This is a genomic window from Promicromonospora citrea (genome assembly GCF_013004695.1).
Lineage (GTDB): Bacteria > Actinomycetota > Actinomycetes > Actinomycetales > Cellulomonadaceae > Promicromonospora > Promicromonospora citrea.
The window spans coordinates 1-11,430 of record NZ_JABEMG010000136.1; the positions used below are offsets into that span (position 1 = coordinate 1).

12 protein-coding genes are annotated in these 11,430 nt (G+C 75.7%); 6 read left to right on the plus strand and 6 right to left on the minus strand.

Features of this window, described 5'->3' with window-relative positions; translation table 11 throughout:
- Positions 1 to 383 (minus strand): DAK2 domain-containing protein (locus tag HLB15_RS19525; protein WP_311979597.1); only part of this gene is annotated, 383 nt, incomplete at its 3' end.
- A 321-nt stretch (positions 384 to 704) separates the two neighbouring features.
- On the opposite strand from HLB15_RS19525, the gene rpmB reads away from it, so the two are divergent.
- Together rpmB and HLB15_RS19535 are read left to right on the plus strand one after the other, a co-directional pair.
- Positions 705 to 902 (plus strand): 50S ribosomal protein L28, encoded by a 198-nt coding sequence (gene rpmB / locus HLB15_RS19530; protein WP_119143026.1) that lies wholly within the window; start codon positions 705 to 707, stop codon positions 900 to 902.
- Positions 903 to 1,070: 168 nt separating this feature from the next.
- The gene (locus tag HLB15_RS19535) at positions 1,071 to 1,583 is read left to right on the plus strand and encodes a GNAT family N-acetyltransferase (RefSeq protein WP_308424916.1); all 513 of its coding nucleotides are present in this window, start codon (positions 1,071 to 1,073) and stop codon (positions 1,581 to 1,583) included.
- A 39-nt stretch (positions 1,584 to 1,622) separates the two neighbouring features.
- On the opposite strand, the gene HLB15_RS19540 is transcribed toward HLB15_RS19535, so the two are convergent.
- A complete protein-coding gene (locus HLB15_RS19540) occupies positions 1,623 to 2,711 on the minus strand; it encodes a thiamine-phosphate kinase (protein WP_171107777.1) in 1,089 nt (362 codons plus the stop codon).
- 49 nt (positions 2,712 to 2,760) lie between these two features.
- On the opposite strand from HLB15_RS19540, the gene HLB15_RS24590 reads away from it, so the two are divergent.
- Together HLB15_RS24590 and HLB15_RS19550 are read left to right on the plus strand one after the other, a co-directional pair.
- The gene (locus HLB15_RS24590) at positions 2,761 to 3,318 is read left to right on the plus strand and encodes a DUF3515 domain-containing protein (protein WP_229784990.1); all 558 of its coding nucleotides are present in this window, start codon (positions 2,761 to 2,763) and stop codon (positions 3,316 to 3,318) included.
- 10 nt (positions 3,319 to 3,328) lie between these two features.
- Positions 3,329 to 4,081 carry a TetR/AcrR family transcriptional regulator gene (locus tag HLB15_RS19550; protein ID WP_171107780.1) on the plus strand — a complete coding sequence of 251 codons (753 nt, stop codon included), beginning with the start codon at positions 3,329 to 3,331 and terminating at the stop codon, positions 4,079 to 4,081.
- A gap of 1 nt (position 4,082) precedes the next feature.
- Here the strand turns inward: HLB15_RS19550 and HLB15_RS19555 are convergent, their stop codons facing one another.
- Together HLB15_RS19555 and HLB15_RS19560 are read right to left on the minus strand one after the other, a co-directional pair.
- Positions 4,083 to 4,616 carry a hypothetical protein gene (locus HLB15_RS19555; RefSeq protein ID WP_171107781.1) on the minus strand — a complete coding sequence of 178 codons (534 nt, stop codon included), beginning with the start codon at positions 4,614 to 4,616 and terminating at the stop codon, positions 4,083 to 4,085.
- A gap of 81 nt (positions 4,617 to 4,697) precedes the next feature.
- Positions 4,698 to 6,401 (minus strand): aldehyde dehydrogenase family protein, encoded by a 1,704-nt coding sequence (locus tag HLB15_RS19560; RefSeq protein ID WP_171107784.1) that lies wholly within the window; start codon positions 6,399 to 6,401, stop codon positions 4,698 to 4,700.
- 181 nt (positions 6,402 to 6,582) lie between these two features.
- Between HLB15_RS19560 and HLB15_RS19565 the strand changes: the two genes are divergently transcribed.
- Complete coding sequence (locus HLB15_RS19565; RefSeq protein ID WP_171107786.1) at positions 6,583 to 7,737, plus strand: acyl-CoA dehydrogenase family protein; 1,155 nt, start codon at positions 6,583 to 6,585, stop codon at positions 7,735 to 7,737.
- A gap of 25 nt (positions 7,738 to 7,762) precedes the next feature.
- On the opposite strand, the gene HLB15_RS19570 is transcribed toward HLB15_RS19565, so the two are convergent.
- Positions 7,763 to 8,920 carry a trans-sulfuration enzyme family protein gene (locus HLB15_RS19570; RefSeq protein ID WP_171107788.1) on the minus strand — a complete coding sequence of 386 codons (1,158 nt, stop codon included), beginning with the start codon at positions 8,918 to 8,920 and terminating at the stop codon, positions 7,763 to 7,765.
- On the minus strand, positions 8,917 to 10,242 hold the full coding sequence (locus HLB15_RS19575; protein ID WP_171107791.1) for an MFS transporter: 1,326 nt from the start codon (positions 10,240 to 10,242) through the stop codon (positions 8,917 to 8,919). The genes HLB15_RS19570 and HLB15_RS19575 overlap by 4 nt, the downstream gene beginning before the upstream one ends.
- Positions 10,243 to 10,312: 70 nt before the next feature.
- On the opposite strand from HLB15_RS19575, the gene HLB15_RS19580 reads away from it, so the two are divergent.
- Positions 10,313 to 11,305, plus strand: coding sequence for a GlxA family transcriptional regulator (locus tag HLB15_RS19580; RefSeq protein WP_171107793.1), 993 nt, complete (start codon positions 10,313 to 10,315; stop codon positions 11,303 to 11,305).
- Positions 11,306 to 11,430: the final 125 nt, after the last annotated feature.

Consider the following 11,430-nt stretch of genomic DNA (forward strand, 5'->3'; position numbering starts at 1 on the left):
CTCTGGCACGGCTGGACCGCGGGCAACCAGCTCCCGGCGCCCGCGCAGGCGAGGCCGCGCAGCCACTCGCTGAGGATCACGCCGGAGTTGCCCCGCGCACCGAGCAGCGCCGCGCGGGCGAGGGCCGCCAGAAGCTGCGCGCCGGTGGCCCCCTCCGGGGCGGCCCGGACGGCCAGCTCGCCCTCGCGCAGGGTCAGGGAGAGGTTCGTCCCGGTGTCGGCGTCGGCCACGGGGAAGACGTTGACCCGGTCGATCGCGGCGCGCTCCCGCCGCAGCGCCGCCGACGCCCCGGCGGCCCACGCCCGCACCACCGCCGGATCCTCGAGCCGGACCTGCGCGGGGGACGGCCCGGCCGCCCTGCTGCCGCTGTCGACCTCGGTCACGCTCTGCCCTCCTGGAGGTGGCACGGGAACGTCCGGGCGCCCGGACGGGTCCCACCGTACCCAGCGCCGGGTCGGCTCGCGTGCGACCATCCACAGGTCCGCACGGGTAGGTCCGCACGGGTCCGGACGCCCCGTGTGTGACGCACCACCCGGCCCGTACGGTTTGAGGGCCCGGCCCGCCATCGGGTACTCTGTCGAAGTTGCCTGGTCGGCCGCGAAGCGTTGCTCGCTCCGAGGCGTCCGGGCGTCCCTCGACCATCAAGACCATCATCACGTCGTGCTGTCGTTCTGCACAGACGTGCACGACATTCAGGAGACACCGTGGCTGCCAACTGCGACGTCTGCGGCAAGGGCCCGGGCTTCGGGCACAGCGTTTCGCACTCCCACATCCGCACCAAGCGCCGCTGGAACCCGAACATCCAGCGTGTGCGCGCGATCGTGGGCGGGACCCCCAAGCGCGTCAACGTGTGCACCTCCTGCCTCAAGGCCGGCAAGGTCACGCGCAAGGTCTCGGCCTGACGCTGCCGCAGCCGGGTCGCTGACGCGGCCCGACCATACTCACGAAGGCACCCGCCGGCCGAGCTGGCGGGTGCCTTCGTCGTCCCCGACCTCCTGGACCCGGACGACCGGACCGAACGACCGGACCCGACTGTTGCGCCGGGTACCCCTGGGTGAAAAGGTGAAGCCATGATGGCACCGGAGAACGTGACCATCCGCCCGGCAACGACGACCGACGCCGAAGCCATCGCTCGTGTCGACATCGCCTCCTGGCGTGGTGCTTACTCAGAGATCCTGTCCGACGCGTACCTGGCGTCGCTCGACGTCGACGAGCGGGCGGGCCAGTGGACCGCGGCGGTGAACGCCCGCGACACGACGGTGCTCGTCGCGGAGGACGAGACGGGCCCGATCGGCTTCACCAGCGTCGGCCCGTCGCGCGACGAGGACGCCGACCCGGGCACGCTCGAGATCTACGCCATCTACCTGCACCCGCGCGCGTGGGGCACCGGCGTCGCGCGCGACCTCATGCGCACCGTGCTCGACGGCCTCGCGCCCGGCACCTCGGTGACGCTGTGGATCCTCGAGGGCAACGAGCGCGCCCAGCACTTCTACCGCCGCCACGGCTTCCAGCCCGACGGCACCGAGCGCATCGACGAGATCGGCGGCCGGCCGCTCACGCAGGTCCGTTTCCGCAAGAGCTGAGTCGTCCGCGAGGACGGGCCGGCCCGCGACGGCCGGGGATCAGGCCCGGAAGTGGTCCCACCCCGGCGACACCGCCGGCGCGTGCCCGCCGACCGTGACGGCGGCCGCCGGCGCGGTCTCGCCCGCCTCGACCACCCGGCCGACGGCGGTCCACGGCGCGGGCAGCACCGTCCCGGCCGGGAACGTGGCGAGCAGACCGTGGTCCTCTCCCCCGGCCCACACCCACGTGTCGGCCAGCCGGTCGACGTCGGCGGGCGTCGGCCCCCAGCCCGGCTCCCCCAGGCCGGTGGCCGCCGCGACCGCGCGGGCCACGGGGCGCAGCTCGGCACGGTCGGCGGCGAACGCGTCCGGGTCGAGGTCGAGGCGCACACCGCTCGCCCGGGCCACCCGCGCGGCGTCGCGCAGCAGGCCGTCGGACAGGTCGAGCATCGCGGTCGCACCGGCCTGCGCCGCCGCGACCCCGGCGGCCAGCGGCGGGTCCGGCCGCAGGTGGGCCGCCACGAGCCGGTGCCAGACGTCCTCGAGCACCACACCGTCGGCGACCTCGAGCGGCACGCCGGTCGTCGGCGCGTCGACCGGCGCCGGGACCAGCCCGGACTCCAGCAGCGCGAGCCCCGCGGCGGACCAGCCCCGCACCCCGGCGTGCGCGACGACGTCGCCCGGCCGCGCCCCCGAGCGCAGCACCGGTGCCCGCCCCTCGAGGTCGCCGTGCACGGTGATCGCCACCACGAGGCACGGCCCGCCCGCCAGGTCGCCGCCCACGGCGCCGGCGCCCACCGGCGCGCAGCCGTCCGCGAGCCCCTTCGCCAGGCCCACCACCCAGTCCAGCTCGGTGTCCCCGGGCACGACGAGGGAGGTGACGAGCGCGGTCGGGCGCGCACCCATCGCCGCGACGTCGGCGAGGTTCTGCGCGGCGGCGCGGCGGCCGACGTCGTACCCCGTCGACCAGCGCGTCCGGAAGTGCCGGTCCTCGACGAGCACGTCGGTCGACACGACGAAGCGGCCGTCGGGCGCGGCGAGCACCGCGGCGTCGTCACCCGGGCCGAGCAGCGTGGCACCGCCCCGCGGCAGCAGCGGCACGATGCGGTCGAGGATCTGGTCCTCGGAGAGGTCACGGACGCGGGTCACGGGTAGACCTTACGGGCTGGTCCGCCGGGCGGCCGGGTACCGTAGCACCGTGCGTGCTGCCCGTTCGGTCGCCCGGGCCGAGACCCGGTCCGAAGCCCGACCCGAGACCCGACCCACCTCCCGCCCGGCGGTCCGCCCCGCCCGCGTCGCCGGCACGACCGCCGCCGCGGCGCTGGCTCTCGCGGGACTGACCGGGTGCGCGCCGACCATCGGCGTCGAGGTGGCCCCGCACGCGGCCGACCCGGCGTGCGCCGAGGTCATGCTCGCCGTCCCGGACGAGCTCGGCGACGACCTGCCGAAGGTGCAGACCGACTCCCAGGCCACGGCGGCCTGGGGCGAGCCGGGCGGCGCCGTGACCATGCGGTGCGGCGTCGAGCAGCTCGGCCCGTCGGCGGACTGCCAGCACGTCGACTCCGGCAACGGGACGACCGTGGACTGGATCGTCACCACCGACGACGCGGGCACCTGGTCCTTCGTCACCTACGGGCGTGAGCCCGCCGTCGAGGTCCTCGTGCCGCCCGCGGTCACCGAGGACCACTCCACGTCCTTCATCGCCGACCTCGCCGGCGCCGTCACCCAGGTCCCTGCCACGAAGGAGTGTCAGTGAGGGAGCACCCGTGAGCACGACAGCACCCGAGAGCGCGCCCACCCGGTCCCGCCGCGAGCGCCTGCGCGACGAGCTGCGCCGCGACGTGCTCGCCGCCGCACGCCACCAGCTCGCCGGGCAGCACGGGCTGAGCAAGCTGACGATGGCGGCGGTCGCCAAGGAGGTCGGTGTCACGCCGCCCGCCCTGTACCGGCACTTCGAGAACCGGCAGGACGTCATCGCGCAGCTCTGCGTGCTCATCGTCGAGGAGGTGCTCGACCGGCTGCGGGAGGCGGTCGCGCGGCAGGAGCCGGGCGACGTCGCCGCGGCGATCCTGGCGTCGACGCGGGCCGCGCTGGACTGGGCGGTCCGGAACCCGGCGGAGTTCGACCTGGTCATCGGCTCGGGGATCCGCGCGGAGCTGCCGGACGACGCCGTCAGCCACGGCCTGCAGCGCCGGATGGCGGAGATGGTCGGTGGGCACTACGTGCCGCTGTTCCGCACGTGGGCGGCCGAGGGAGCGCCGCACCCGGCGGAGGATGAGCTCGGGCCGGAGCTCGCCGAGCAGATCCGGCGCTACCGGGACGCGCTGGGCGCGTCGGACCTGCCGCTCGGCGTCGTCCACCTCATGGTCACCGCCTGGCGGCAGGTGTACGGGCTGCAGTGCATGGCGGTCTACGGGCACCAGGAGTTCGCGTTCGGCGACCACGTGGCGCTGCACGACGACATGGTGTCGGCGTTGCTGGTGCGCATGGGCCTGGACCCGCACCCGACGGTCCGCTGACTCAGCGCACCATGGACTCCTTGCCCGCCGCGATGGTGTGCAGCAGGTCCGCGTTGGTGATGAGCGTGACGCGCCCGCTGTAGGTGAGCGACGGGTCCTTCATCGCGGCGCTCACGAGCTCGGCCAGCGCGGCGAGGTGGCGGTCGTCGTGGGCGCAGATGCGGTGCACGTGCTGCGACGCGGTGACCATCTGCAGCGCGTAGACCGGGTAGCGCCACGCGGGCTTCCACAGCGGCGTGCGCTGCCACACGCGCGCGGCGGGCCACGCGGCCCCCGCGCACGCGGAGGCGACGGCCGCCTCCCACGGGACGCCGTCGGCCCCGGCCATGCGCAGCAGCAGCACGACGACGGCGACGATGCCGAACGGGTAGGCCACCTGGTTCGCCCACGCGCCGATCGGCTGGGGCCGGGCGACGCCGATCACCTCGAGCCGCATGACGTTGCTCAGCGCGAACGAGGTGAGCCCGATGCTGAGCACCCCGTTCGCGACGCGCACGTCACGGACCGCGTACTTGTAGCGCGGCTCGCCCAGCATCCTGCCTCCTCAGCGCCCCGCCGGGCCGTCCAGGCGGTGGTCAGCGGCAGCAGGGTACCGGTGATCGGGGCGGTGCAGGGCTCAGGCCCGGAACGCCGCGAGCAGCACGGGCAGCAGCCGCCGCCACGTGGGCTCGGCCGCGTACCGGGTCAGGGCCTCGCCCGTCGCGGTGGCGCTCCGGGAGCCGCTGAACCACGGCGGCTTCGGGAAGGCCGAGAGCTCGCCGTGCAGCACGCTGCGCGGGAACGGCCGGAAGGGCCCGGTGAGCACGGTGCGCTCCGGCCGGGACAGGAGGTGCCCGTTGTGCACCACGCCGATGCCGGAGCCGACGTCGGCCAGGGTGTGCCCGGGGTACGCGCCCCACGTGGCGCCGGGCAGGAGGAAGGCGACGCCCGTCCACGCGTTGATCGCGACCGTGCCGTACCGCAGGTCGGCGACCGCGCCGTCGAACGCGGGGCCCATGGCCGCGCGGTCCTGCGGGCGCACCACGAGGTTGGCGCCCAGCGTGCCGGCCAGGGAGTCGTTGGCGAACCGGACCGCGCCGCGCAGGAACTCCGCGCCGTGGCCCGGCAGCTCGGTCCAGGCCAGGACGGGCGCGAAGTACTCGTCGGTGCAGGCCGGGTCGCCGGGCTCGACACGGGTGAGGAGGCGGCCCGCCAGGTGCTCGGCCCGCGGGTGGGCGTCGCGCGCCCGGGCGACCTTGCGGTCCGTGCCCGGGTACCAGGGGTCGCGGGCGGGCATGCGGGCCAGCGCGGCGCGCAGCTCCGCGAGGAAGTCGTCCTTCTGCGCCCAGTCGGCGGACAGCACGATCACCTGTCCCGCCACGCAGTTGTGCCCGGAGTTGTGCAGCCGCATCGAGACCAGGTGCTCGGCCTGGTAGCGCAGGTCCGCGGCACTCCACCGGCCGGGCACCACGATCATGGGCGCGACCCCGCCGAGCTCGCTCGTGATCGGCACGGCGAGGCGGGGGTTGTTCGCGGCGCGGCGGCGCGCGGCCTCCTCGCCCGTGCCCCACACGATGGCGTCGTGGGTCGCGGCCGCGCCCGTGATGTGCACCGTGTCGATGCCGCGGTGCCCGGTCAGGTAGGCGCCCGCCTCGGCGTCGCCGGTGACGATCCGGACGACGTCGGCCTCGACGAGCGGGGCGAGCGCCGCGCGGTAGACGTCGGCCAGGCCGGCGAACGTCGGGTTGAGCTTGACCAGCGACGCGCGGTTGTGTGCGACGAGCTCGTAGAACGCGTCGAGCGGCGCGATCGAGGAGATGTTGCCCGCGCCCAGGACGAGCCCGACGCCGCCGTACTCGCCGACGGCGCCGGCGCCGAGCCCGGCGTCGTGCCGCACCTGCTGCGCGGTGACGCCCGGCGGCATCCAGACCTCGGCCCGGAACCCGTGGAAGAGCAGGCGCTCCTGCAGCGTGCGCGGGAGCACCTGCACGGCCACCCGGTTGCCCGGCGCCGCGCCGAGGCGCAGCCCGTCGACCGGGGACCGGCCCGCCGCGAGCGCCTCGTAGGACCGCGCGTAGGCCGCGGCGCCCTCGAGCGCGCCGTACGGCCCCGTCATCCACTCCTCGCCCGCGTAGGGCGCCGTCGGCGCGACCCGCTTGGCGCGCAGCGCGGCGGCGGCCCACTCGTCCGCCACGGCCGCGACGGACGCGTGGACCCGGCGGAACAGCGCCGCACGCTCGGCGACGGGCGTGCGCGCCCACCGCTCGGCGCCGACCTTGAGCTCGCCGACGGCGCGGTCGAGCTCGGGGCGCAGGGTGGCCTGGGTGCCGGTCACGCTCATGTGCTGTCTCCTTCGACGGCCGGACGAGGGCCTCACTGACCCGATCTGCAATAGTTCGCCCTTAGCCTAGGCCGCGCGGTGGCCCCAGGGCGAGACCGGAAGATACCGGTACGACGCGCCGGGACGGACGTCCCGTGCGGATCGACCCCACGGACGGCCGCGGCGGCGATAGCCTCGTGGGGTGACATTTCTCCTGTCCGAGGACCTGCTCGCGGGCATCCGCGACCGCGCGGCCGACTACGACCGCGACAACGCCTTCTTCGCCGAGGACCTGGCGGACCTCCAGGCCGCCGGCTACCTCGCCGCGATGGTCCCGACCGCCCTGGGCGGCTCCGGCAGCACGCTCGGCGAGACCGTCCGCGACCAGGCCCGCCTCGCCGCGCACGCCCCGGCCACGGCCCTGGCGGTGAACATGCACCAGGTGTGGGTCGGCGTCGGCCGCTACCTGCACGAGCGCGGCGACTCCTCCCTGGACTGGCTGCTCGAGGAGGCAGCGGCCGGCGAGGTGTTCGGCTTCGGCTACTCCGAGCCGGGCAACGACCTCGTGCTGCTCGGCTCCCGCACCGAGGCCCGGCCCGACGGCGCGGGCGGGTTCACGTTCCACGGCCGCAAGATCTTCACGTCGAACTCCCCCGCCTGGACGCGGCTGGGCGTGCTCGGCCTCGAGCCGGGCGGCAAGGGCGGTGAGGGCCGGCTCGTGCACGCCTTCGTGACGCGCAGCGGCGGCGGCTTCGACATCCTCGACGACTGGGACACGATCGGCATGCGCGCCTCCCAGTCGCGCACCACGGTGCTCGACGGCGCCCATGCGCCCGCCGACCGGGTCATGCGCCTGCTGGCGCCCGGACCGTCGCTCGACCCCTACGTGCTGGGCATCTTCACGTCGTTCGAGGTGCTGCTCTCCGCCGTGTACGCGGGCATCGCCGACCGGGCGCTCGAGCTCGCGGTCGACGCCGCACGCCGCCGCACCTCGATGAAGACCGGCCGGGCCTACGCGCAGGAGCCGGACGTGCGCCGCCGGATCGCGGCCATGGCGCTCACGCAGGACAGCACGTGGCTCCAGCTCGACGCGATCACGCGCGAGCTGGACGACCCGTCGGCCGACCGCGGCGCGGGGTGGTTCCGCGCGACCGCCGGGCTCAAGGTGCGCGTCACCGAGGCGGCGCGCGACGTCGTCGACCAGGCGATCCGGGTGTCGGGCGGCGCCACGTACTTCAGCGGCTCGGAGCTGGGCCGGCTGTACCGGGACGTGCTCGCGGGGTCGTTCCACCCGTCGAGCGAGGACTCGGCGCACGCAACCGTCGCGCAGTCGCTCCTGGGGCCGCTGGAGGACTGAGCCCGCGCGGCCCCGGGCGCTCGGCTCAGGCGCGCAGGGCCCGGTCCAGGTCCGCCCAGAGGTCCTCGACGTCCTCGATGCCGACCGACAGGCGCAGCAGGTCCTCCGGCACGGTCGTCGTCTCGGTGCCCCACCGGCGGCGGCGCTCGAGCATCGACTCGACGCCGCCGAGCGACGTGGCGGGCAGCCACAGCCGCACCGCGTCGACCACGGCGTCCGCGCGCTCCGCGGCGCTCGTCCCGGGCCGGGCGGCGGGTCGGACGCCGAGGATCGCGCCGAAGCCGGTCATCTGCGCCCGCGCGCGCTCGTGCCCCGGGTCCCCGGGCAGCGACGGGTGGCGCACCTCCGCGACGTCGGGGTGCTCGGCGAGGCGCCGGGCGAGCTCTGCCGCGTTCGCCTGGGCGCGCTCGAAGCGCAGCGCGAGCGTGCGCAGGCCGCGCAGCGCGAGCCACGCCTCGAACGCGCCGGCGATCGCGCCGTGCAGGGTCCTGTGGTCGCGGAACCGGGCGAGCAGGTCCGCGTCGCGCGTGACGACGGCGCCCAGCACGACGTCCGAGTGCCCCGCGAGGTACTTGGTGACCGAGTGCAGCACGACGTCGGCGCCGTGGTCGAGCGGGCGCTGGCCGAGCGGCGTCGCGAACGTGTTGTCGACCACCGACGGCACGCCCGCGGCCCGCGCCGCGCCGAGCACGGCGGGCAGGTCGGCGACCTCAAGCATGGGGTTGGTGGGCGACTCGGCGAGCAGCAGGTCCGCGCCGTCGAGCGCCGCGACGACGGCGTCGGTGTCCGCGATGTCGACGTACCGCAGGGTCACCCCGTGCCGCTCGGCGACCTGACGCGCCAGCACGAGGCCCGCCTGGTAGGCGTGGCGCGGCAGCACGAGGGTGCCGCCGTCGGGCACCAGCGCGAACGACGCCGCGATCGCCGCCATGCCGGACGAGAAGAGCACGCCGGTGCCGCCCTCGAGCTCGCCGAGCGCCGCCTCGAACGCGTGCCACGCGTCGTTGTCGCCGCGCGCGTACGACAGCTCGTCCGACGTGACGACCCCGCGCGAGACGTACGTCGAGTTCATCGGGATCGACGGGTTCACGTGGCCGCCCTGGGCGCGCGGGGGGCGCCCGGCGGTGACGGCGACCGTGGCAGGCGCGAGGGGTGCGGCAGGCTGGTTCGGGGCGGTGCTCATGACCGCGAGGATACGGCGGCGTCCGCCTCCTCCTGCGGGGGCGTCCACGAGCGCCGCACCACCAGCGACATGAGGGCCGCCCCCGCGCACAGCGCGCCCGCGCCGTACCAGACGAGGTCGTAGGAGCCGGTCACGTCCCGCACCAGGCCGCCCGCGTAGGCGACCACGCCCGCGCCGACCTGGTGCGCGGCGAGCACCCAGCCGAAGACGATCGGCGCGTCGTCCCCGTAGTGCTCCCGGCACAGGGCGAGCGTCGGCGGCACCGTGGCCACCCAGTCCAGGCCGTAGAACACGATGAAGAAGACCATGGGCAGCTCGACCTGCGGCGCCATGAGCGAGGGCAGGAACAGCAGCGCCACGCCACGCAGCGTGTAGTAGACGCCGAGCAGCAGCCGCGGGGAGAACCGGTCGGTGAGCCAGCCGGAGGCGACCGTGCCGATCACGTCGACCACCCCGATCACGGCCAGCAGGCTCGCCGCGACGGTGATCGGCATGCCGTGGTCGTGGGCGCCGGGCACGAAGTGGGTGCGGACCAGCCCGTTCGTCGTCGCGCCGCAGATGGCGAAGGCGCCGGCGAGCAGCCAGAACGGGCCGGTGCGGGCGGCGCCGAGCAGGGCGGTGACGGCGCGGCGGGCCGCACCCCGCACGGGCGCGGGCTTGGCGGCGTACGTGCCGCCGTACGGCGCGAGGCCCACGTCGGCCGGGTGGTCGTGCAGGAGGAACAGGACGAGCGGCACCGCGACGAGCGCCGCGACCGCCACCGTGGCCGACGCCGGCCGCCACCCCTGGTTCTCGACGATCCACGCGAGCAGCGGCAGGAACACGAGCTGGCCCGACGCCGTCGCCGCCGTGAGCACGCCGCTGACCAGGCCGCGCCGGGCGACGAACCAGCGACCGGTGACCGTGGCCGTGAACGCGAGCGCCATGCTGCCGCTGCCCACGCCGACGAGCAGGCCCCAGCCGAGCACGAACTGCCACGGCTCGGACATCCACACGGTCGACAGCGCGCCACCCGTGATGACGACGAGCGCGAGGGCGACCACCGGCCGCATGCCGAACCGGTCCATGAGCGCGGCGGCGAACGGCGCCGTCAGCCCGTAGAGCACGGACTGGAGGCCGACGGCGAACCCGATCGTGGCGCGCGACCAGCCGAGCTCGGCGTGCAGCGGGTCGACGAACAGGCCCGGCGCGGCCGTGAACGCGGCGGCACACATGACGGTGAGGAAGCTGACGAGGGCGACCCACCACGCGGGATGGACCCGCGGCGTGCGGCGGGGCGGGCTGTCCTGGCCGGGCGTGGCGGTGAGGTCGGTGTGCGTCACGCAGCAAGCATGCGGGGCGGCGCCGGGCCGAACCAGTGGCCGGGTGGACACACATCGATAGGATCGGGCCATGGCGCCTGCACCCCACCGCGTGGCCGTGCTCATCCGGCCCGGGTTCATCCCGTTCGAGCTCGGCATCCCGCACCGCATCTTCGGCATCGCGCGCGACGCGGCGCACCGGCCGCTGTACGAGGTCGTGACCTGCACGCCGGGCGGCCCCGGGCTCGTGCGGTCGGACTCCGACGTGCTCGTGCAGGTCGAGCACGGCCCCGAGGCGCTCGAGACGGCCGGCACCGTCGTGGTCCCGGCGTCCCACACCTCGGGCCCGGACGGGGCGGACGACGGGCTGACCGACGAGGTGGCCGCCGCGCTCGCCCGGATCCGGCCGGGGACGCGCCTGATGTCGATCTGCACGGGCGCGTTCGTGCTCGCGGAGGCCGGCCTGCTCGACGGGCGGCCCGCCACGACGCACTGGTCCGAGAGCGACCGCTTCCGCCGCCGCTACCCCCGCGTGCGGCTCGACCCGGACGTGCTCTACACCGACGACGGCGACGTGCTCACCTCGGCAGGCGTCGCGTCCGGCGTCGACCTGTGCCTGCACGTGCTGGGGCGCGACCACGGCGCCGCCGTCGCGCAGGACGTCGCGCGCCGCACGGTGGTGCCGCCGCACCGCGACGGCGGGCAGGCGCAGTACATCCGGCACCCGGTGCCCGCGACCGACCCGGACGCCGGCGACGGGCCCGGCACCGCCGCCACGCGGGCGTGGGCGCTGGACCGGCTGGACGAGCCCCTGACGCTGGCGGCGCTGGCCCGGCACGCCGCGATGTCGGTGCGCACCTTCACGCGGCGGTTCCGCGACGAGACGGGCGAGAGCCCCGCCCAGTGGCTCACGCAGCAGCGCGTCGAGCGCGCCCGCACGCTGCTGGAGACCACCGACCTGTCGCTCGAGCAGGTCGCGCGGCGGTGCGGGTTCGGCACCGCGCAGTCGATGCGGGCCCACGTGCAGGCGGCGCTGGGCGTCACGCCGTCGGCCTACCGCCGCACGTTCCGCCGCGCGGCGTGACCCCTGGCGTGTGCCGTCGCAGCCCCTACGCTGGGGGCATGCGACGCGCCGGACACCGCACCGCCCTCACCGCCGTGGGCGCGGCCCTGCTCCTGGCCGGCGGCACGGCCGGCTGCACGGGCCCG

Bases quoted from the DNA above. Each gene is read 5' to 3' on its own strand.
- HLB15_RS19555 (WP_171107781.1), bottom strand. From the start codon at position 4,616: ATGCTGGGCGAGCCGCGCTACAAGTACGCGGTCCGTGACGTGCGCGTC.
- HLB15_RS19570 (WP_171107788.1), bottom strand. From the start codon at position 8,920: ATGAGCACCGCCCCGAACCAGCCTGCCGCACCCCTCGCGCCTGCCACG.
- HLB15_RS19535 (WP_308424916.1), top strand. From the start codon at position 1,071: ATGATGGCACCGGAGAACGTGACCATCCGCCCGGCAACGACGACCGAC.
- HLB15_RS19580 (WP_171107793.1), top strand. From the start codon at position 10,313: ATGGCGCCTGCACCCCACCGCGTGGCCGTGCTCATCCGGCCCGGGTTC.
- HLB15_RS19560 (WP_171107784.1), bottom strand. From the start codon at position 6,401: ATGAGCGTGACCGGCACCCAGGCCACCCTGCGCCCCGAGCTCGACCGC.